A 22416-nucleotide genomic window follows, 5' to 3' on the forward strand; every position below is an offset into this window, starting at 1 on the left:
TAGTAATTATTTTAACTACTTATACTCTTTTTATTTATTTTAAAATTTATTTTTTCTCTACTAAATCTTCAGCAACTTTATATATTGGACCAGCACCAGCTGTTATAACTAAATCATTAGGTTTTATGTTGTCACGAAGATAATCTACTATATCTTCAAACTTGCTTATATAACATACATCTACATGATTTTGATATAATTTTTCAACTAAGTCTTTTGAATGGATATCTCCAGGATCATTTTCTCTAGCTGCATATATGTCAGTTATTATAACTTTATCAGCAGAATAGAATGCTTCAGAGAACTCATTTAAAAGAGATTTAGTTCTAGTGTAAGTGTGAGGTTGGAATATACACCATAAATTAGCTTTTTTCATCTTTTTAGCAGCAGACAAAGTAGCCTTTAGTTCAGTTGGATGATGAGCATAATCATCAACAACTAAAGCATCGTTGTAATTTCCTTTTACCTCGAATCTTCTACCAACACCACTATAAGATTTTATATTATCTCTTATAAGTTCTAAGTCAATTGAAGACACATAAGCAGTAAGTATAGCTGCAGTTGCATTATATATATTATGAAGTCCAGGAACTGAAAGTTCAAATGCTCCTAAATTTTCACCTTTAAATTCTAACTCAAATATACCATGGCCATTTTCATTAAAATCTATATTTTTTATTACTGCATCATTATCAGTATTTCTTCCATATTTTACAATACTAGCTTTTACATCATGTAAAATATCAGCAGTATTTTCATCATCGCCATTAATTATAAAATATCCATCCTTTGGAAGTAATTTTCCAAATTTATTGAAAGAAGCTTTTATTTCATCTAGTCCAGAGAAGTAATCTAAATGGTCTTCTTCGATATTTAATACTATAGAAATCTTAGGGTTAAAGTTTAAGAAACTATCAACATACTCACAAGCTTCAGTTATGAAGTGATCAGAGTTACCTATTTTAACATTACCACCTATAGTACTTAAGTTTCCTCCAACTAATATAGTTGGGTCTAAGTCTGCATACTGGAATATAGTAGACAACATAGATGTTGTTGATGTTTTTCCGTGAGTTCCAGATACTGCAATTGAGTTTTTATACTCTCTCATTATTTGGCCTAAGAAAGCCGCTCTATTCATCGTAAGTTTATTTTTTTCTTTAGCAGCAACAAGCTCTTCATTATCATCATGTACAGCTGCAGTATATACAACCATATCTACATTATCAGATATATGCTCTTTTTTATGACCTAAGAATATATTAGCACCTTGAGATCTAAGTTTATCTAGTAAATATGATTCATTCGCATCTGAACCAGATACTTTATAACCTTTATTAAGGCATATTTCAGCTAAAGCACTCATGCTTATACCGCCAATTCCAATGAAATGTATATTCATAATAAAACCACCTTTCTTTTTAATTAAGTCCTACAATATGAACTATGTTTGTGGTATAATAGTATAATGTTCAATATTTTATGGTAAATATACATATACTAAACTATATATATAATATATTAAAAAACTAATTAAAACATAACCAATATTATATCATAATACATATAGTTATGCATCAGTTAGTTTAACGGATAAATACTACACTTGTAGGAGGGAAATTCAATGAAATTCAAAAGAACGGAGAGAATTGGAGCTATAGTAAAAATACTATCTGATAATCCAAATAAAATATTTACACTAAGTTACTTTACAAACCAATTTAATGCAGCAAAATCTACAATAAGTGAAGATTTAATAGTTGTTAAAAACGTTTTCGAAAAATTAGAACTGGGAAAAGTAATAACAATATCGGGAGCTGCAGGTGGAGTTAAATATATACCTAAAACATCTAAGGCAGAAAATGAAGAATTTTTAATGGAATTATGTGAAAAAATTAGTGACAAAACAAGAATTTTATCTGGAGGATTTTTATATCTAATAGATTTAATATATGATCCAAGTATAGCCGCAAAAATAGGTAAAATATTTGCATCAAATATAGATTATGCAGAAGCAGATTATGTAGTTACTATGGAGACTAAAGGAATTCCGATGGCATTAATGACAGCAAAAGCTATGAATTTACCATTAGTTATAATAAGAAAAGACATAAAAGTGTCAGAAGGTCCGACGCTTAGCATGACATATGTGAATGGAAATTCAAAAGTAGAAAGCATGAGTTTACCAAGAAAAGCTTTAAAATCTAATAGTAAAGTTATATTAATAGATGACTTTATGAGAGGTGGAGGAACTATAAAGGGTATGATGGATCTTATGACTGAATTTGGGGCAGAAGTTATAGGAACAGGAGTATTCATATCAACTATGGAGCCAGAAGCAAAGATGGTAAAAGATTACATATCTTTAATTCAGTTAGATGTAAATGGAGATATTATAACAGTTGAACCTAACTTAAAAACATTTAAAGATGAATATAAAAATGAGGATTTAGAAGGGATATCGGAGATTGACAATATATTAGATGAAGATGAAGAAGAATAATCCTACAAAAAATAATAAATTTTTAAAAATAAAAAAGGATATTGAAAACATTCATAGAATTATATAAAAAAACAGTCTAATATTAAATATATTAATTTGTCAAAACTTAAAAGGGGGATATAAAAGGTATGAAGATAACTGACGTAAGAGTAAGAAAGATAACTGATGAAGGAAAGATGAAATGTATAGTTTCATTAACATTCGACAACCTATTTGTTGTACATGATATAAAGGTTATAGAAGGTCACAATGGACTATTCATAGCTATGCCAAGCAGAAAAGTTGGGGAAGGGAATTTCAGAGATATAGCTCATCCGATAAATGCGGAAATGAGACAAGTACTAGAAGATGCAGTTTTAAAAGCATATCATGAAGCAGTAGCTCAATTAGAAGTTGCAGCTGAATAATTATTATATAAATTAAGATGACAAATTGCAAGAGTCGAACTATTCGGCTCTTTTTTGTGCTTAAAATTTTTGTAATAATGTATACTTTTATGTAAAAAAGTGCTATATTAATTAGTGATGACAAAGACATTGTATACAAACAATAAAATTTACATAATATAGATATATAGGAAATAATAACAGAAAAAATAACATAGAAACACGAAGATAGGAGTGGGGACATGAACTTTAAAGCTGTAATCCTTGCTGCAGGCAAGGGAACAAGAATGAAGTCTAAATTTCCAAAAGTAATACATCAAGTATGTGGAAAAGAAATGGTTAACCATGTAATAGACGTATGTAAAAAATCAGGAGTTAATGATATAGTAACTATATTAGGTCATGAAAGTGATGTAGTAAAAGAAAGATTGCCTGAAAATACTATGATAGCAATGCAAACTGAACAATTAGGAACAGGTCATGCTGTTATAATGGCTAAAGAATATATAAATGATGAAGATACAATAGTAGTATTATGCGGAGACACACCTTTAGTTAAAGAAGAAACTTTAAAAAGATTATTTGACTATCACATAAATCATGGATATCATGCAACTGTACTTACAACAGAAGTTGCCAACCCAACAGGATACGGAAGAATAATAAGAGATGAAAATAAAGATTTACTTAAAATAGTAGAACAAAAAGATGCTAATGAAGAAGAAAAGAATGCAAAAGAGATAAACTCAGGAATATATTGTTTTAATGGAAAGAGTTTAAGAGAATCTTTAGATTTATTAGATAACAATAATGCTCAAGGAGAATACTATTTAACAGACACTATAAAAATAATGAGAGATAAAGGTCAAAAAGTAGGAGCTTTCAATGGTTCAACAATAGAAGAACTAATGGGAGTAAATTCAAGAGTAGAACTTTCAAGAGCCGAAGAAATAATGAGAAGAAGAATAAATGAATCTCACATGGTAAATGGAGTTACTATAATAGATGTAAATTCAACATATATAGAAGCTAATGTTGAAATAGGAAATGACACTATAGTATATCCAGGAGCAATGCTAAAAGGAACAACAAAAATAGGATCAAGTTGTACAGTTGGTATGAACTCATGTATAACAAATTCACAAATTGGTGATTATACAGAAGTAATAAACTCAACTATAATAGATAGTAAAGTTGGAGAAAATACAACAGTTGGTCCATATGCATATTTAAGACCAAAGAGTAACATAGGAAACAATGTTAAGATAGGAGACTTCGTAGAAGTTAAAAATGCTACAATAGAAGATAATTCAAAAGCATCACATCTTTCATATATTGGAGATGCTCATGTTGGTAAAAATGTTAACATAGGATGTGGAGTAGTATTTGTAAACTACGATGGAAAAAATAAATTTAAATCTGTAGTTAAGGATGGAGCATTTATAGGCTCAAATTCTAATTTAGTTGCGCCGGTAACAGTAGAAGAAAAAGGATATGTAGCTACAGGTTCAACTATAACAGATGATGTTCCTAAGTCAGCATTAGCAATAGCTAGACAAAGACAGGTCATCAAAGAAGGTTGGGTAGAGAATAAAGATCAAAAAGATAAAAAGTAGCAACTAACAAGCTTATTATTTTCAAGCAAATAGCTTTGAATTTTTAATAAATATAACCAATGTTTTAAAATTTTCGGGAGGATAAAAATGAACACTAGCGGAAGCGAAATCAAAATACTTGCAGGAAATTCATCAAAAGAATTAGCTCAAAAGATAGCTGATCACATAGGAGTACCAGTAGCAGATTGTGAAGTTGGAACTTTTAGTGACGGGGAAATAAGCGTAAACATAACTGAAACAGTAAGAGGTTGTGATGTTTTCGTTGTTCAATCAACTAATAGTCCAGTAAATGATAATTTAATGGAATTATTAATAATGATAGATGCATTAAGAAGAGCATCAGCAGGAAGGGTAACTGCAGTTATTCCTTACTACGGATATGCAAGACAAGATAGAAAAGCTAAGGCAAGAGATCCAATCACAGCAAAATTAGTTGCAAACTTAATTACAGCTGCAGGAGCAGATAGAGTTTTAACAATGGATTTACATGCAGCTCAGATACAAGGATACTTCGATATACCACTAGATCATTTACAAGGTGGAAATATATTAGCAGATTACTTCAACACTAAGAACATAGAAGATTTAGTTGTAGTATCTCCTGATTTAGGAAGTGTTACAAGATCTAGAAAATTTGCTAATGGATTAGACGGAGATGTTCCAATAGCTATAATAGACAAGAGAAGACCTAAGGCTAACGTATGTGAAGTAATGAACATAATAGGTGATGTTAAAGGTAAAAATGTTATATTATTAGACGATATGATAGATACAGCTGGTACTATAGTTAATGCAGCTAATGCACTTAAAGAATTTGGTGCTAAAGATGTATATGCTTGTTGTACTCATGGTGTATTATCAGGTCCTGCTATAGAAAGAATAGAAGGTTCTGCTATAGATGAGTTAATAGTACTTGATACTATACAACTTCCAGAAGAAAAGAAAATAGATAAGATTCAAGTAAAAACAGTTGCTCCTTTATTTGGGGATGCTATAAAGAAAATATTCGCTAATGAATCAGTTAGTAAATTATTCTAATTAAAGTTAAAATGCACATTATTTTATATAATGTGCATTTTTTATGCAATAGAAGAAGTAGTTGGCACATGAGAGATAAAACCTACGTGGTTATCTAAGGTAAGTAAAAATTTTATTTATAAGATTGTTTCATATGTAACATTAATACTGTAATTAGTATAAAGTTTATATAAAGATATGAAAATGTAAAATTTTAATAGATTGATCAAAATACTTAAAGTGCTCATGGCTTATATATAAACTATGAGCCTTTTAATATAATATAAAACTCAAAATAATAAAGTGTGTTATTATTTAAATAAATTAAATATATAGTTAATAGGGGTGGTTGATAAAATGATACATAAGATCAAAAATAAAAAGGGATTTACGCTAGTTGAGTTATTAGTAGTAATAGCAATAATAGGAATATTAGCAGTATTAGCAGTGCCAAGTTTATTTAAATCAATAGGAAAAGCTAAAATTTCTGATGTAGAAGCAGATTATTCTGCAATAAAAAGTGCAGTTTTAGCTGAATATGTAGAAAATGGACAATTACCATATGAAATAGCAAATCAAAGTTTTATAGATAAATACATAGATGGGGGATCTACAAAAACTCCATTAGGAGGATATTATCATATAGTTCCAGATTATACTTACAAATCTGGAGAACAAGACAAGCCATATATAAATTTTGGAGGATGGGAATACGATAAAGAAAGCAAAGAATTTAAATATATAGAACCAGGTGAATTGCAAAATAAATTTAAAGCTATTTTGGCCTTAAGACCATATAAAGCTAATTCAAATGAAATAGAAGAACATTCTAAGCTTACAGAGTCTCAATTCCATCAGTTAGGAAGAGATTTAGGATATCAAAATATATTTTTAAGTAATAAAGACTTTAAAAAATATGGAATGGAAATATATTTAGGGTTAATAGACAAATAGTTAAAATATACACAAAAATAATAAAAGTTTTAAAATTAAATCATTTTAAATGTAATTAAAGTATATTAATTGACAAACCATATTTTGGTACAATATAATTATACTAAAGGATATTACACTAAGGGACTAAGAAACATATACTTAATTTGGGCGCTTTGGATATGTGGAGTTAGTAGCGCAACCGACGACTATATTCATAACTTTGATTATAGTCATTTTTTATTTTAAAATTAAATCATAGAAAATTAACTTAGTATTAAAGTTAAAAATGAGGGGAGTTTTGGAATGTTAAAAAAGAAAAATAACAAAGGATTTACATTAGTTGAGTTATTGGTAGTAATAGCTATAATAGGAATATTAGCAGTAGTTGCAGTGCCAGCATTATTTAAAAATATAGAAAAAGGAAAAGTTTCAGATTTAGAAGCAGATATAAGTGCAATAAGAAGTGCATCATTATCATATTATGCAGATAACTCAACTTATCCAGAGGGTGATATATTTGATAAAGATGGAAATGTTACAAATACTGATATAAAAGATGAGATAGAAGGATTAAGTAATCCATTTAAAGCTACTAATTACACTCTTGAAGAATCTTCTCCAGGAGGAGCATTACAATTAAAAATAACTCAAAAATCAGGTTCTGAAATGAGTGAAAATGCATTATCAAAATTAAAAAAAGATTTAGGTGATATGGTAGTAGGAAAAGACGAAAACTCAACAACAATAACAATAAATTTAATAAATAAATAAAGTATTGAAGCGTTTATAAACTGATGTTTATAAGCGCTTTTTAAATAAATAATACAGGCATTCATTATTTATTACTAAAAAATAGTATGAGCAGTTATTTAAATAAAAATTAATATAATAAAATCTAAAACAGAGGTGAGATAATGGCTCAAAAGGTAAGAATAGGAGATAAATTAGTAGAAAGCGGGTATATAAGCGATGAACAGTTAGAAAGAGCCCTTTCACTGCAACGAGGAACGGGAAAAAGAATAGGAGAAATATTAATAGAACAAGGTCTTATAAGTGCTGAAACATTAACATCAGTGTTAACTGACTTATTAAATATAGAAAATGTGACATTAACACCATCTATAATAGAACCTTCAGCAACAAAATTAATACCTGAAAATATATGTAAAAGATATGCTGTGTTCCCATTTAGGATTGAAAATGATAGATTATCAGTAGCAATGGCGGATCCTCAAGATAGAGTAGCAATGCAAGATATACGACGAATATCAGGTAAAGATATAATTCCATATATAAGTAGTATTGGAGAAATTAATCAATCTATAGATAGTTGTTACTCGAGCGCAGATTTAAATAAAGCCATAAATGAATATGTTCAAACAAAAAAAGAAATAGCAAAAGATGATATATTGCTAGAGGATGATGTAAATGCAGCTCCTATAGTAAGGCTAGTTCATAGTATATTAGAAAGCGCTGTAAGAATAAAGGCAAGTGATATACATATAGAGCAAGAGGGCGATTATATGAGAATTAGATTTAGGGTAGATGGCTTACTTAGAGAACATATGAAGACAAGTTCAAAACCATATCGAGCAGTAGTGAGTCGTATAAAAATTATGGGAGGACTTAATATATCAGAGAAAAGGTTACCTCAAGATGGGAGGATAATTCAAAATATAGATAATAAAACTATCGATTTTAGGGTTTCTACAATGCCAACTATTAGAGACGAAAAAGTAGTTATGAGGGTCTTAGATAAGACAAGCTATCTTGTAGGAAAGCATGCTTTAGGTCTAAATAATGATAATATAAACCTATATGATGAACTTTTATCAAAGCCATATGGATTAATATTAGTTGTAGGTCCGACAGGAAGTGGAAAAACGACTACTTTATACTCGATGTTAAATCAGTTAAATAGTATTGAGAAAAATATATTAACAATAGAAGACCCAATAGAATATGACTTAGAAGGAATTAATCAGTCACAAATAAATGTAAAAGCAGGACTTGATTTTAGTAATGCTCTAAGGGCGTTCATGCGTCAAGATCCCGATATTATAATGGTTGGGGAGATAAGAGATTTAAATACAGCAGAAATAGCAATAAGAGCAGCATTAACAGGACACTTAGTATTAAGTACTTTACATGCAAATACAGCTGTGGGTGCAATTTCAAGATTATTAGATATGAATGTTCCTGGATATTTACTTACATCATCTGTAGTAGGTGTTGTTTCTCAGCGGTTAGTAAGAAGATTATGCCCACACTGTAAAGAAGGTAAAAAAGCTGAAATAGGTGAAAAACAAGCATTAGGAATTTCTGTAGAACAAGAGGTGACAGTATACAAATCAGTAGGGTGCAATAGATGCGGAAATCAAGGTTATAAGGGAAGAGTAGGGGTATACGAAATCCTTATGTTAGATAGAGAGATAAGAAATTTAATTAACAGTGGTGCTAAAGAAGATGAAATACTAGAAATGTCTAAAAATAATGGAATGAAAGTATTAAAAGATGATGCAGTTTTTAAAGTTATAAATGGCGATACTTCTATAGAAGAAATGCTAAAAGTAACATTTACAGCTCAGTAAGAGGTGATTAAATGAAAAATTATAAGTATATAGCTATAATGGTTAATGGTAAAAAAACAAAAGGAGTTATTACTGCAAATGATTTTAATGATGCAAGACGCAAATTAAGAGAAAAGAAATTAAGAGTATTAGATATAAAAGAGCATACTGATGGAAATTTATTTAGTAATAAATTTTCTAAGAATAGGCTTAAATCGGATACAATAAGCCATTTTTGTAGACAGTATGGAATTATACTAGCTTCAGGTATAAATAGTATAACTGGTCTTGAAAGTTTAGCGAAAAGATCGGGAAACAAATTATTATCAGAAGAAATAATAAGAATTGTGAATGATTTAAAATCAGGATCTACTTTAGCTGATTCTATGTTAAATGAGAAGTCTAAATTTCCTAAACTTTTGGGTGCAATGGTTGCAACAGGGGAAGCAACAGGTACATTGGAAGAAGTATTTAAAAGTATGGGGACTTTTTATGAAAGAGAACACAGAATAAATCAAAAGATGAAAAATGCATCTATGTACCCTCTTATTATAGGAACAACTAGTTTCATAATGTTATTTATATTTAGTAGTTTTGTAATGCCAAAAATGATGGAATCTATTATACAAGTTGGAGCAACAATGCCTCCAATAAGTAAAGCTATAATGGTAGTTGGACATTTTATGAAAAACTATTGGTATTTAGTCTTATTATTTATAGTTGGGAGTATATTATTTATAAAAAAATATGTCAAAACACCTATAGGAAGACATAATAAAGACGTATTAATAAATAAAACTCCATTATTAGGAAAAGGTATAAAAGCTGTAGTTTCTATGAGATTTTCTAAAGCATTGTATTTATTTGTTTCTACGGGTTTTCCGCTATTGCAAGGACTTGATTATATAAAAGAAAGCCTAAACAATTCAATAGCAGAGAAATCTATTCAAGATGCGAAGGATGGCATAATAAGAGGGGAAAATCTTGCTGATAACCTTGAAAAAGGGGGATATTTTGATCCTGTTTTAGTACAGATGCTTTCTATTGGAGAGCAGACAGGTCAGTTAGAAAATATAAGTAATCAAATGTCGGAGTTTTATGAGCATGAGGCAGAAATTTACTTAAACAGAATGGTATCAATGATAGAACCTATAATGATAATAATAGTTGGTATTATAGCTGCATTTTTAGTTATAGGAGTATTTTTACCGATGTTGAGTATTTATGATGCCATTTAAAGGAGAGAATAGCGAATGACGAAACTATATATATCTTACTATGGAGATTATATTTCTATAGTAGAGGGGGCATACAAAAAAAATAAGTTTAATATAAAAGATATTTTGTTTATGTCATCAGATGAAATAGATAAAAATTATAATGATAAATATGACCTATTAAAATATGCATTAAAATCAAGTAATTATAAATCTAAAAAAGCGATTTTATGCTTAAATACTATTGATGTAATTGTTAAATCTAATAAAATTCCTAAAATAAATCCTAAAGATTTAGATGGAATTATGTCTATGGAAATAGATGAAATGATATCTCTTGAACGTGATGAATATATTTTTTCTTATGAAGTGATGAAAGAAATAGAAGATCAGGGTGAAGAGCAACTAGATTTGATTTTAGCAGGGGTAGAGAAAAATGAAGTTAAAAATATTTTAAGTATATTTGATGAACATAATATAAATTTAGAATGCATTGATATATTGCCAGCAGCATACTCAAGATTATTAAAAGAAATTGAATATACTGATATGATGATAGTTAATACAGGAGGATATAGTACTTCTATTGATATATACAAGGAAGACTCTTTGTATATTCACGATAACGTTCCAGTAAGGTTAACTGAAGATGCTCAAATATATGATTATATGAGGTTAGTAGATGAAGCTAATGGACTAATGAACTATTATTCATCTAGGAACTTTGGGAAAATAGTGGATAACATAGTAGTTGTAGGTACGCATGCCCACAATAAAGAAGTTCAAGAAAGTTTTAAGAAGATGTTTGCTAGCGAAGTTATATCAGGAATAGAGAATTTATACGATATAGATGAAGAGATAAAAGGAAACATTTTGGAAGCTGATTTAAATATAATTGTAGATAATATAGGATGTATGATTAGAGATAAATATAAATCACCATATTTAAAAATGAATTTACTTCCAAATGAAATAAGAAGGAAACAAGAACGAAGAAAAAGAGTTATAAGATCGTTAGAAATAGCACCTCTAATATTAATAATTTTATATATTCCTATAATGGCATTTAATTTAATTAGTGGTTTAAAACAAAATCAGTTAAATGATATAACAAGACAAATAGATCAATTAAAAATAGATTATAGTCAAATTAGTGATATAGAAGAAAAAATAAATAAAAAAGAAGAAGAAATAAAAATTTATGATATGCTCATTAAAAAAGAACCAAAATGGGAAGCGATACTTAATTCTATAGATGAAAATATACCTTATAAAGTTCAATTAGATACATTAGGTATAAGTTATGTGTCAGATAAAGAAAAAAGAGACAATCAAAGTTTAGAAGATATTAAACTAAATGAAAAAGAAGAAAATGAAAAAAGTGATAAAGAAAAAGAGCAACCTTTATATGAAAAAGTACCTAACTTTATAACAATGGTAGGAAAAGCAGATACACCATCTCATGTAGGTCAATTTGTATATAAACTTAAAGAACTGCCTTACTTTGAAAATGTAAAATTATCAGGAGTATCAGAACAAAAAGTGGAAGGACAAAATGGTCATAGGACTTCTTATAATTTTAGCATTACTGCAGATGTAAAGGATGGTGTAATTACAAATGAATAAAAGTAAAAAAGAAAAACAAAGTATATTATATATGGACATTAAGGATATTTTTGATTCTAATTTTTTAAATAAAGAGCTAAATCCAAAGGGGATCGCAGTTATTATAATTAGTATAGTTTTAGTTTGTTTTTATGGATATTTTATAGTATATCCTAAGTTTTCAGAGTATAAAACAATTAAGTCAAATCTAAATGAGGCAAAGCTTGAACTATCAACATATCAAGAAAAACTAGAAAAAATACCTAGTTTAAATGATAAATTAAATTCTTTAAATAGAGAAGCAAATGTAAAAAGTCAAAGATTAAGTCACGATATGGAAGATGGATTGTTTCTTATAGGTTTAGATAAATTTATGAAAAATTTAGGGATTAATTTAGTTAGCTATACGATAGAAGATAGCGTGAATTATGATACATTTTATGCAATACCGATGAATCTAAATATAGAGGGAAATTATCGCAGTGTTAAGGAGTTAATTTATTACTTAGAGCAACAAAAAAATATAACTCAAGTTATGGATTATAATATTACAACAAAGCCCACTGAAATAAAAAAAGAAATTCAAAAGAAAGTATACTGGACTAAAGAAGACAAATTATATCATTTAAATAAGGAATGTGAAAAAATGTTACAAGGTGAAGTTCTTTGGGGAAATTCAGATCAAAGTGGTTCAAGACAACCAGATTTAAATTGTGTGGGAGATATGTCTAATACAGTAGATGTCCAAGTATTTACTAAAGCTACTGGTGATGTATCAGCTAATATAAAATTTATAGTTTATAGTTCAGAAAAAGATATTATAAAATTGGAAACAGACAAACCATCTCAATGGAAACCTGGAAAAAATAATCCATTTGAAGATACCTTAAGTTAATATAGTTTCATAAGAAACGTTTATAAATTGCATCTTACGGTTTAATCTTGTAAGATGCAATTTATTTGTAGAGAGGTTGGTGGAATATTGAAAAAATTAAAAGATAATAGTGGTTCTACAATGGTGTTAGCTATATTTATTATGGCTATAGTTACTATAATAACTATTTCATTTTTGATTCAGTCAGGAAATCAAGTGAAATCTACTTTAAAACTTGAAGAAAGCTTAAAAAAGAAGTATCAAGTAGAAGGCCAAATAGAAGAAGAACTAGCAAAATTTTTATCTAATATAAAAATAAATACTATAAAATACGATATTAATAAAACTGAAAAAATAGGATATAAAATTGAATATAACAAAGATAGTTTGACATATATAAATCCAGTAGTTAAAGAAAGTGACAAAATAGATAAAGGAGATAATTATATAAGTGTAAAAGAAAATTCTAATTTAGATTTTGAATTAACTATAGTTAAGGCAAATGAGAATATAGATAGCAATGGAAAAGAGTTTAAGTATGATGATAGTTATAAAATAAAATCAGAAATTATAGTAAAAATAAGAGGTTTAAATCAATTTAAAAACTATAATATTACATACGACATAAATAGCTGGAATAAATTTAATTAGTATTGAAGGTGGTCAATTGGTTAAAAAAGATAATAGAGGGGTTACATTACTGGAACTATTAGTGTCTTTGGCTATTATAGGCTTTTTAGTTTTTGTATTTTTTAGAGTTATAAATAGTACAAAGAGGATAGATATAAAAAATGATAGAGATATCAAAGCCCTTAATATAGCACAAAGCCAGATAGAAGATTTACGTAGCCAGATAAAGTCATTAGGAGATAAAGATAAGTTAACGTTACATGATAAAGACATTGATATAAAAGATATTGGTAAAATAGATTTTAAGATAGTTAATTATGAAAAAAATATTGAAAATCAGATTTATAAAGTTGAGGTAAAGTTAAAAAAAAACGATGTAGGCAAAGAATTATATTTATTTGAAATCGAAGTAGGAGTAAGCCTTAAAGATAATTATTTTAGTAAACGAAATACATTTATTAAAACCAAGATATTGAGCAATAAAGGCTCTGTTTCTGAAGACGAAGGTGATAATAATTTACAAGGAGAAAATTACTTAAATTATTGTTTAAGTAAAGCATTGAATGTATTTTCTCAATTATCTGATAAGACATTAGCTAATTTAATATCAATTGATAAAGTTATAGAAAACAAAACACTTATAGATATGTCTAAACAAGATAAAATAGATATACTTAACATGATGCCACAAGTTGAAAAAATAATAAAAGAAACTGAAAAAAACATAGCTCAAACAAATGAAAATAGAGACTTAGATTTACTATATGAAGGAAAATATTATATTAAAGCTAGTAAATATACATTAGAAAAATTAAATAAAAAAATGGATGAAGATTTAAATGAATCTCATAGATTAAATTGGTTGAATACTCATAATATGTTCATACAGAGTTATACCCTAAATATGCAAAAACTTTATAATGATTTGTGGATATATGGATTAGCTAATGAATATAACTACTACATTAAATTATTTGATGCAAATAAAGCTTTGTTTAACAAAATATCTAGTGAAATAAATGGAGAGATTCTAATTTTACAAGGCCAACATGATAGCATTGAAAAAAGAAAGTACATAAATAATATAATAAATGCTTATATAGATAAAATAATAAATCATCAGGTATATGACATAGAAAAGCATATAAGAGAAGAAGTAAACCCTAAAATATTAAATACAGATTATAAAAAAAATATAAGTGAAGATAAAAAACATATTTTAGATGACTTAGAAGATCTAACATTAAACTTGTTAGAACTAAAAGCATCTATATATAATTCCAATTATTATGATAAAAATAGTAATTTGAATTTTATTAAATAGTATTATAAAAAAGGAGTAAAAAATGAATATATTTAATTTATTAGAAATAGCAGTAGAATTAGGCGCATCTGATTTACACATAACAGTTGATAGTCCACCGATAGCAAGGATAAAAGGAAGTTTTGTAAAGCTAATAGAAACTAACCTTACAGAACAAGATACAGAAATTATGGCCAGGGAAATAACTGATCAAAAAAAAATTAAAACTTTAGAAAATCAAGGGGAAGTAGATTTATCAGTATCATTGCCAAGTGGAGATAGATTTAGAGTAAATGCATATAAGCAAAGAGGCAAATACGCTATTGCAATAAGAACAATAACATCACAAATTCCTTCATTTAAAGTATTAGGGTTACCTGATGTTATAGCTACATTTGCAGAAAAGCACAAGGGATTAATATTAGTAACAGGACCAACTGGTAGTGGTAAGAGTACTACTTTAGCTAGTTTAATAGATATAATAAATTCAACACAAGAAAGACATATAATAACATTAGAAGATCCTATAGAATACGTACATCATCATAAAAAGGGTATTGTAAATCAAAGAGAAGTAGGTAGCGATACAGAAAGTTTCCATGCAGCATTAAGAGCAGCACTTAGACAAGATCCAGATGTTATCTTAGTTGGAGAAATGCGTGATCCAGAAACTGTGTCAATAGCACTTACAGCAGCAGAAACAGGTCATCTGGTATTTTCAACATTACATACTGTAGGCTCAGCAAAGACAATAGATAGGATTGTTGATATGTTTCCAGCAGAACAGCAACAACAAATTAGGACTCAGCTGTCTACTGTTTGTGAAGGTGTAATTTCTCAACAGTTAATACAAACCATAGATGGAAGAAATAGAGTAGCAGCGTTAGAAGTTATGATAGCAACACCAGCTATAAGAAACTTAATAAGAGAGAATAAAACCTATCAAATACAAAATATAATTCAAACTAGTTCTAAGTTAGGGATGCAATCTATGGATCAAGAGCTTGTTAATTTATATAGACAAGGAAGAATTTCTAGGGAAAGTGTTTTAAGTAGATGCTCTGATTATGAATATACATCTAGACTAGTTGGGGGAATAAATTACTAAGTTTATGGAGGAGTATAGGTGAATATAAGAAAGAATAATGGTTTTACACTACTAGAACTTTTAGTTTCACTATCAATATTAACAATAGTGATTTTTGTAGGCTATAAAATAATAGATAAATCTATTATATCTACAAAAAATCAAGGAAACATAAATAAAGGTCAATTAACGATGAATGATATAAATAATTATTTAAATAGAGACATTGAACAATCAACATCTATTGAATTGGATTTAACAACCGTTAAAGAAGACAGTAGTAAATTGAATTTAGGTAGATTAGATGATGAATATATTCGATTTATAAATAGTACTCAATCAAATAAATCAATGATATATACATATACAATAGTGTCTGATAATAAGGAAAATAAAGTAATAGCTAAATATATTACTAACATAGAGTTTAAAGATAATAAATACAAATATAGCGTAAGTAGACATGATTCAAAAGATGTAAAAATTAATTTTACAAGTAATAGTATATTAAAAAGTACTAATTTACCACCGTTTATAATAAAGGGAAAAAATCCTTATGAAGTTAGCATACAATACAATGGTAGATATGATAAAAATGTGAATCATGTATTTAATGTAACTTCTAGATATATTAAATCTGAAGATATAAGTATACCTCCTAAAGATCCTGAGGATCTACCATTAAAAGGAGATTTGATTTTTAAATATACTAAGACGAATGAAACTCAAAACTCAGGAGAGTATGAATGGTCCAAGGAAATAGAATGCAACATATTAGATGAAAAGGTCGAATCAAAATCTATTAAGAGAAATCATGGAGACTACAAAGAAAATTTTAATATATTTATAAATACTGACAGTGGATATATGAGTTCGCATACGGGTGGAGATTTAGTTATGCCAATTAATAATGAAATTATTAAATATATAACAGGAATAAAAATTTCATTAAGTGAAGGTTTAGAAGTACAAAATTTTTCAATTCCAAACTATTCAAGTCAAAAATTAAGTAGTGGTAAAGTATATGAATTTAGAGATATTTATAAAAATCAATATAATATAAGTGGGAATGTACATATAAGTAAATTATCTAATAGTAATAAGAAGAATACCATAATAGTTGATTTTATATATAAATAAAGATTTAGATAATATAAGTGAAAGTGGAGAAATTAAAATGGAAATATATTTTATGATAGTATCTTTTATTATGGGAGTTGTTTTCGGTAGTTTTTATAATGTATGCATATTTAGAATACCAGAAAAATTATCAATAATAAACCCTCCATCACACTGCTACAACTGCAATTCAAGGCTAAAACCTTTGGATTTAGTTCCAATACTTAGCTGGATTATGCTTAAAGGAAGATGTAGATATTGTGGTGAAAAAATTTCATATAGATATGTATTAATAGAATTTTTAACAGGAATATTATTTTTATTAGTTTTTAATAAATATGGATATAATATTCAAACTATATATTATTTAATATTTATATCAATGTTAATTATAATAACATTTATAGATATAGATCATTATATAATTCCAGACTGTTTAATTATATTTGGAAGTATAGTAGCTATTTTAGCTAATATTTTAGGACAAGGAATAGGAATAAAAAATAGTTTATCAGGAGCATTAATCTGCGGTGGTAGTATGCTAATTTTAACAAGTCTAATTGAATTTATAGTAAAAAAAGAAGTCATGGGTGGAGGAGATATAAAACTTTTTGCTATGACAGGTTTATTTTTAGGCATTAGAGGTGGACTATTAACTATGCTACTTAGTATATATGTAGGAGCATTTTATGGAATTATTGTCATAGTTAACAGCAGATTAAAAAAACAAGAGTACAATTCGATGATACCATATGGACCTTTTATTTCTATTGGAGCTTTAATGGTTGTTCTATGTGGAACTAATATAATAAGTTGGTATACAGGGCTGTTTTAAACAGCCTTTTAATATTACAAAATTTGGAATTTAATAGAGTATTAAATATATTTATAAGTTAATAATTAATAATAGCCTTGCTACTACTATTGATTAACTATGATTTATATATTACTTATTTCGATAATAGCATCATATATTTCCAATAATCAAATTTATTCAATATGTGATGAAATAAAAAAGAGCAAAACAAACACTGTAATAATCTATACAGTAATTATATTAACAATGATTTCAATCTATCTTAAATATGGATTCACTATAGAATCTATAAAATATCTAACATTAATACCATTTATAGTAATAATTTCAATAATAGACTATCATACAACAGATATATATGATATAACAATACTTAGTGGTATAATAATTCAAGGTATAATTTTTATCTCAACATCAAATAAAGATTTAAATTCAGCAAGCCATATATCTGCAATGATAATAGGGCTTGTTTTAGCATATATAATATCAAAAATAACTAAGGGACTAGGTCAAGGAGATATAGGTTTATATAGCCTATGTTCTTTTACATTAGGACATGATTATGCTATATATTTAGTATCTCTATCATATATTTTAGCTTGTATATATTGTATATATATACTTTTTATGAAAAGTGATAAAATAAGAAAAATACCATTTGCACCATTTATATCATTATCAACAATAATTATAATGATGACCAATAATGATATATTAAAAATATATTTTGATATAATAGGCAATTAAAGGAGGACGGAAAATGTACGTAGTAGTAGGGTTAGGTAATCCAGGTAAACAATATGATAAAACTAGACATAATGTAGGTTTTGATGTAATAGATATTCTTGCAAAGGAATATGGTATATCAGTGACGAAGATAAAACATAAGGCCTTAATAGGTGAAGGAAGAATAGGGTCAGAAAAAGTTTTACTAGTTAAACCACAAACATATATGAATTTAAGTGGAGAAACTTTAATAGATATATATAAATACTATAAAGTTGATTTGAGCAATATAATAGTAATATACGACGATATTGACTTAGATGTTGGAAAAATCAGAATAAGAAAAAAAGGCAGTGGTGGAACTCATAATGGAATGAGATCTATAGTTAAGTGTTTAGGGTCGACAGAATTTCCAAGAGTAAGAGTAGGTGTATCTAAGCCAATGCCAGGACAAGACTTAGCTGATTTTGTACTTTCTAGATTTAGAAAAGAGGAATCTATAGATTTAGAAAATGGTTTAGAAAAAGCATATCGTGCAGTTGATTGTATTATAAGAGAAAATATCGATATATCTATGAACAAATACAACGGATAGTGAGAGGGGAATTTTATATGAATGATGTTTTTGTTTACCCTTTGCAGAATTCAAAAGAATATAAAGATGTTATAAATTGCATAAAAAATAATAAGGGCTCATTACTAGTTAATGGCCTTTTACCAGTGCAAAAACCACATATAGCCTATTCTATATTTAAAGACTTATCTAGACAAACTGTCATAGTAGCAAGTAGTGATTTAGAAGCAAAAAAGGTATATGATGATTTAAGTTTTTATATGAAAGATAAAGTAGAGTATTTAGGTTACCAAGATATCTACTTTTATAGCTTAGATGCAAAGGATAGAAATGAAGAAGCTAAGAAATTAAAAGTTTTATTAAAGCTAGCTAAAGGCGAAGAAATGATTTTAATAACGTCTGTAGAAGCTATATTAAAAAAATATATCCCTAAGGATATCTTATTAGAAAATATATTTACATATAAGATAGGGGATACAGTTAACCTTGATGATTTAAGTGAAAAATTAGTTTCACTTGGCTATGAAAGGGTTTCCAAAATAGAAGGTTTCGGTCAGTTTAGTATTAGAGGGGGAATTATAGATATATTTTCACTAGAATACACAAATCCGATTCGTATGGAATTATTTGATGATGAAATAGATTCTATACGAACTTTTGATGTTTTTACGCAAAAATCTATAGAAAAAATAAAAAAATTCTCAATAACTCCCTCAAGAGAGTTTATATATCCTGAAAAAATTGAGCAAGCCGTAGAAAGAATAAAAAAAGATACAACTAAATATACTAATGAAGATGTTTTTAGAAATATTGATAATATAGCAAATAAAACATATTTTGAAGGCGTTGAGAACTATATTGATTATGTTTATACATATGAAAATAAAAGTTTATTCACATACCTTAAAGACAACGCTATCATATTTGTAAATGACATAAGCAGAGTAAAAGAAAGATGTGAAAACTATATAAATGAGTTTAAGGATAATTATAAGTTAAATCTTGAAAGAGGTTTAGCATTAAAGAGCCAAGGTAATTTGTTGTATCATTATAGCGATCTAGAGTTTATTATAAATGATAAAAAGTTAGTCTTAAATACATTAATTCCAAAACAAATAAATGATTTTAATATAAATTCAGTTATAAATTTTGAAGCTAGAGAAATACCTACTTTTAATGCTAAAGTAGATGTTTTAGTAGAAGAGCTAAATAGATTAAAATACAATGGATATAAAATTATTTTAGCTACAAACACATTGGAAAGAGCTAAAAAGATAAATTCTGAATTATTAGATTTAGGTTTAGAAACAACTATATCTAAAAGTAGAGATATGGAAATAAAATCATCTCAAATAATAGTTATACCAGCGCGTATAAGCAGTGGTTTTGAGTATAAATCAATTAAATTTGCTGTTATAACAGATAATGAAATGATAGGGGTTCATAAAAGAGGATCTAGCTCTAAGTCTAAAAAATCTAAAAAAGGTAAAAAAATAGACTCTTTCTTAGATTTAAATGTAGGGGATTATGTTGTTCATGAAAATAGTGGTGTAGGTAGATATACTGGAATTGAGCAAATCACTGTAAATGCTATAAAGAAAGATTACATGAAAATAGTTTACCAAGGTGGAGATAACCTATATGTACCTATTGATCAAATGGATAAAGTTCAAAAATATATAGGTGTTGAAGAAGATAAAGTAAAGCTAAACAAACTTGGAACAAATGAATGGACAAAAGCTAAAGCTAAAGTTAAAAAAGAAATAGAAGATATGACAAAAGATTTAATAGAACTTTATGCTAAGCGTGAAAAAGTTAAAGGTTATAAGTTTAGTAAAGATACTACTTGGCAATCAGAGTTTGAGTCACTATTCCCACACCAAGAAACAGATGATCAGCTAAAAGCTATAGAAGATACGAAGAAAGATATGGAGTCTAATAAGGTAATGGACAGACTTGTCTGTGGAGATGTTGGATATGGTAAAACGGAAGTAGCTATAAGAGGTGTTTTTAAGGCTTGTATGGACCAAAAACAAGTTGCAGTATTGGTTCCAACAACAATACTAGCTCAACAACATTACAATACGTTTAAAGAAAGATTTGAGAACTATCCTATAAGAGTTGAGGTGTTAAGTAGATTTAAAACGCCTAAACAACAAAAGCAAATTATAGAAGATGCTAAAAAAGGATTAGTAGATGTATTAATTGGTACTCATAGAATAGTATCTAAAGATATAAATTTACCTAATTTAGGATTGGTAGTTATAGATGAAGAGCAGAGATTTGGAGTTAGACATAAAGAAGCATTAAAGAAAATTAAGTCTACAGTAGATGTTTTGACTTTATCAGCAACACCTATTCCGAGAACACTACATATGTCTTTAAGTGGAATAAGAGACATGAGTGTTATAGAAGAACCACCTCAAGAAAGACATCCTGTAATAACTTATGTTACAGAAGCTAAGGAAAGTGTAATACAAGATGAGATAGAAAGAGAACTTGGTAGAGGTGGACAGGTATTCTTTATTTATAATAGGGTTGAACATATTGAAGAAATGGCAAGTATGATACAAAGACTAGTACCAGATGCAAGAGTTGCAGTAGCACATGGTAGAATGACATCTAAAGCTCTTGAAAATATAATTTTAGGATTTTTAAATAAAGAATTTGATGTTTTAGTTTGTACAACAATAGTAGAAACAGGTATGGATATATCTAATGCCAACACTATGATTATATACGATGCAGATAAGATGGGGCTTGCGCAACTTTATCAGTTAAGGGGTAGAGTTGGAAGGAGTTCTAGACAAGGTTATGCATACTTAATGTATGAAAAAGACAAAGTTCTTAGTGAAATAGCTGAGAAAAGATTAAAAGCTATAAGAGAATTTACTGAATTTGGATCAGGATTTAAAATAGCTATGAGAGATTTAGAAATAAGAGGGGCAGGTAATATACTTGGTTCTCAACAACATGGACATATGGCTATAATAGGTTACGATTTATATGTAAAAATGTTAAATGAGGCTATTAAGAAAGTTAAAGGTGAATTTGTTCATGAAGAATTAGATGTAGAAATAGATTTAGGTGTAAATGCATATATTCCAGATAGTTATATAAGCGATGAATTAATTAAAATAGAAATGTATAAAAAAATTGCATCTATAGAATCTAAGGAAGATATGGATGAAATACAAGAAGAGTTAGTTGATAGATTCTCAGATATACCAAAATCAGTTCAATGTTTACTTAGAATAGCTTATATTAAGACTTTATGTAAAAAACTTAAAATCGAAAAAATAAGACAAGTAAAAGATGAAATATTACTGGTTCCTACGACAAGGTATAAAACAAAGGAAAAAATAGGGTATAATATAGTAGTAGAATTAGAAGAACTTCTAGAAAAAATGTGTAGTGTAAAATAATTTAAAATAAG

19 protein-coding genes and 1 riboswitch are annotated in these 22416 nt (G+C 27.8%); of the genes, 18 read left to right on the plus strand and 1 reads right to left on the minus strand.

What is annotated here, in order from left to right; genetic code table 11:
* Positions 1–46: 46 nt before the first annotated feature.
* Entirely contained in the window at positions 47–1402 is a 1356-nt protein-coding gene (gene murC, locus BLP75_RS16415; RefSeq protein WP_092727628.1) for a UDP-N-acetylmuramate--L-alanine ligase, read from the minus strand.
* A gap of 222 nt (positions 1403–1624) precedes the next feature.
* Here murC and purR point away from each other — a divergent pair, with 222 nt between their 5' ends.
* The 18 genes from purR to mfd all read left to right on the plus strand — a co-directional run bounded on the left by purR (position 1625) and on the right by mfd (position 22405).
* A complete protein-coding gene (gene purR / locus BLP75_RS16420; protein WP_092727629.1) occupies positions 1625–2503 on the plus strand; it encodes a pur operon repressor in 879 nt (292 codons plus the stop codon).
* Positions 2504–2631: 128 nt separating this feature from the next.
* Positions 2632–2910: a septation regulator SpoVG gene (spoVG, locus tag BLP75_RS16425; RefSeq protein ID WP_092727630.1), complete on the plus strand. Its 279-nt coding sequence runs from the start codon at positions 2632–2634 to the stop codon at positions 2908–2910.
* Between the two features lie 221 nt (positions 2911–3131).
* Entirely contained in the window at positions 3132–4505 is a 1374-nt protein-coding gene (gene glmU / locus BLP75_RS16430) for a bifunctional UDP-N-acetylglucosamine diphosphorylase/glucosamine-1-phosphate N-acetyltransferase GlmU (protein WP_092727631.1), read from the plus strand.
* A gap of 87 nt (positions 4506–4592) precedes the next feature.
* Positions 4593–5543 (plus strand): ribose-phosphate diphosphokinase, encoded by a 951-nt coding sequence (locus BLP75_RS16435; protein WP_092727632.1) that lies wholly within the window; start codon positions 4593–4595, stop codon positions 5541–5543.
* Between the two features lie 336 nt (positions 5544–5879).
* A complete protein-coding gene (locus BLP75_RS18445) occupies positions 5880–6476 on the plus strand; it encodes a type II secretion system protein (protein WP_242872452.1) in 597 nt (198 codons plus the stop codon).
* Positions 6477–6588: 112 nt separating this feature from the next.
* Positions 6589–6671: riboswitch (cyclic di-GMP riboswitch) on the plus strand.
* A gap of 90 nt (positions 6672–6761) precedes the next feature.
* Complete coding sequence (locus tag BLP75_RS16445) at positions 6762–7229, plus strand: type IV pilin protein (RefSeq protein ID WP_092727633.1); 468 nt, start codon at positions 6762–6764, stop codon at positions 7227–7229.
* 143 nt (positions 7230–7372) lie between these two features.
* On the plus strand, positions 7373–9049 hold the full coding sequence (locus BLP75_RS16450; RefSeq protein ID WP_092727634.1) for a GspE/PulE family protein: 1677 nt from the start codon (positions 7373–7375) through the stop codon (positions 9047–9049).
* 11 nt (positions 9050–9060) lie between these two features.
* Entirely contained in the window at positions 9061–10266 is a 1206-nt protein-coding gene (locus tag BLP75_RS16455; RefSeq protein ID WP_092727635.1) for a type II secretion system F family protein, read from the plus strand.
* A gap of 15 nt (positions 10267–10281) precedes the next feature.
* Positions 10282–11871, plus strand: coding sequence for a PilN domain-containing protein (locus BLP75_RS16460; protein WP_092727636.1), 1590 nt, complete (start codon positions 10282–10284; stop codon positions 11869–11871).
* Complete coding sequence (pilO, locus tag BLP75_RS16465) at positions 11864–12745, plus strand: type 4a pilus biogenesis protein PilO (protein WP_092727637.1); 882 nt, start codon at positions 11864–11866, stop codon at positions 12743–12745. The genes BLP75_RS16460 and pilO overlap by 8 nt, the downstream gene beginning before the upstream one ends.
* Before the next feature lie 87 nt (positions 12746–12832).
* Positions 12833–13375 carry a hypothetical protein gene (locus BLP75_RS16470; protein WP_092727638.1) on the plus strand — a complete coding sequence of 181 codons (543 nt, stop codon included), beginning with the start codon at positions 12833–12835 and terminating at the stop codon, positions 13373–13375.
* A gap of 16 nt (positions 13376–13391) precedes the next feature.
* On the plus strand, positions 13392–14678 hold the full coding sequence (locus BLP75_RS16475) for a type II secretion system protein (RefSeq protein ID WP_139149859.1): 1287 nt from the start codon (positions 13392–13394) through the stop codon (positions 14676–14678).
* A gap of 22 nt (positions 14679–14700) precedes the next feature.
* Positions 14701–15765 carry a type IV pilus twitching motility protein PilT gene (locus BLP75_RS16480; protein WP_092727640.1) on the plus strand — a complete coding sequence of 355 codons (1065 nt, stop codon included), beginning with the start codon at positions 14701–14703 and terminating at the stop codon, positions 15763–15765.
* Positions 15766–15783: 18 nt separating this feature from the next.
* Positions 15784–16884 (plus strand): PulJ/GspJ family protein, encoded by a 1101-nt coding sequence (locus BLP75_RS16485; protein ID WP_092727641.1) that lies wholly within the window; start codon positions 15784–15786, stop codon positions 16882–16884.
* A 37-nt stretch (positions 16885–16921) separates the two neighbouring features.
* Positions 16922–17698 carry a prepilin peptidase gene (locus tag BLP75_RS16490; RefSeq protein WP_092727693.1) on the plus strand — a complete coding sequence of 259 codons (777 nt, stop codon included), beginning with the start codon at positions 16922–16924 and terminating at the stop codon, positions 17696–17698.
* A 99-nt stretch (positions 17699–17797) separates the two neighbouring features.
* Positions 17798–18427 (plus strand): prepilin peptidase, encoded by a 630-nt coding sequence (locus tag BLP75_RS16495; RefSeq protein ID WP_092727642.1) that lies wholly within the window; start codon positions 17798–17800, stop codon positions 18425–18427.
* Positions 18428–18440: 13 nt separating this feature from the next.
* The gene (gene pth, locus BLP75_RS16500; RefSeq protein WP_092727643.1) at positions 18441–19001 is read left to right on the plus strand and encodes an aminoacyl-tRNA hydrolase; all 561 of its coding nucleotides are present in this window, start codon (positions 18441–18443) and stop codon (positions 18999–19001) included.
* A gap of 17 nt (positions 19002–19018) precedes the next feature.
* Positions 19019–22405: a transcription-repair coupling factor gene (mfd, locus tag BLP75_RS16505; protein WP_092727644.1), complete on the plus strand. Its 3387-nt coding sequence runs from the start codon at positions 19019–19021 to the stop codon at positions 22403–22405.
* The last annotated feature ends 11 nt before the right edge of the window (positions 22406–22416 follow it).

This window comes from Romboutsia lituseburensis DSM 797, from assembly GCF_900103615.1.
GTDB lineage: Bacteria > Bacillota > Clostridia > Peptostreptococcales > Peptostreptococcaceae > Romboutsia_F > Romboutsia_F lituseburensis.

What these genes read in the sequence shown, in the direction of transcription:
- purR (WP_092727629.1), top strand. Translation starts at nt 1,625, where the DNA reads ATGAAATTCAAAAGAACGGAGAGAATTGGAGCTATAGTAAAAATACTA.
- BLP75_RS16480 (WP_092727640.1), top strand. Translation starts at nt 14,701, where the DNA reads ATGAATATATTTAATTTATTAGAAATAGCAGTAGAATTAGGCGCATCT.
- BLP75_RS16455 (WP_092727635.1), top strand. Translation starts at nt 9,061, where the DNA reads ATGAAAAATTATAAGTATATAGCTATAATGGTTAATGGTAAAAAAACA.
- pth (WP_092727643.1), top strand. Translation starts at nt 18,441, where the DNA reads ATGTACGTAGTAGTAGGGTTAGGTAATCCAGGTAAACAATATGATAAA.
- glmU (WP_092727631.1), top strand. Translation starts at nt 3,132, where the DNA reads ATGAACTTTAAAGCTGTAATCCTTGCTGCAGGCAAGGGAACAAGAATG.
- BLP75_RS16495 (WP_092727642.1), top strand. Translation starts at nt 17,798, where the DNA reads ATGATTTATATATTACTTATTTCGATAATAGCATCATATATTTCCAAT.
- murC (WP_092727628.1), bottom strand. Translation starts at nt 1,402, where the DNA reads ATGAATATACATTTCATTGGAATTGGCGGTATAAGCATGAGTGCTTTA.
- BLP75_RS16450 (WP_092727634.1), top strand. Translation starts at nt 7,373, where the DNA reads ATGGCTCAAAAGGTAAGAATAGGAGATAAATTAGTAGAAAGCGGGTAT.
- BLP75_RS16435 (WP_092727632.1), top strand. Translation starts at nt 4,593, where the DNA reads ATGAACACTAGCGGAAGCGAAATCAAAATACTTGCAGGAAATTCATCA.
- pilO (WP_092727637.1), top strand. Translation starts at nt 11,864, where the DNA reads ATGAATAAAAGTAAAAAAGAAAAACAAAGTATATTATATATGGACATT.
- BLP75_RS16460 (WP_092727636.1), top strand. Translation starts at nt 10,282, where the DNA reads ATGACGAAACTATATATATCTTACTATGGAGATTATATTTCTATAGTA.
- BLP75_RS16490 (WP_092727693.1), top strand. Translation starts at nt 16,922, where the DNA reads ATGGAAATATATTTTATGATAGTATCTTTTATTATGGGAGTTGTTTTC.
- mfd (WP_092727644.1), top strand. Translation starts at nt 19,019, where the DNA reads ATGAATGATGTTTTTGTTTACCCTTTGCAGAATTCAAAAGAATATAAA.
- spoVG (WP_092727630.1), top strand. Translation starts at nt 2,632, where the DNA reads ATGAAGATAACTGACGTAAGAGTAAGAAAGATAACTGATGAAGGAAAG.
- BLP75_RS16445 (WP_092727633.1), top strand. Translation starts at nt 6,762, where the DNA reads ATGTTAAAAAAGAAAAATAACAAAGGATTTACATTAGTTGAGTTATTG.
- BLP75_RS18445 (WP_242872452.1), top strand. Translation starts at nt 5,880, where the DNA reads ATGATACATAAGATCAAAAATAAAAAGGGATTTACGCTAGTTGAGTTA.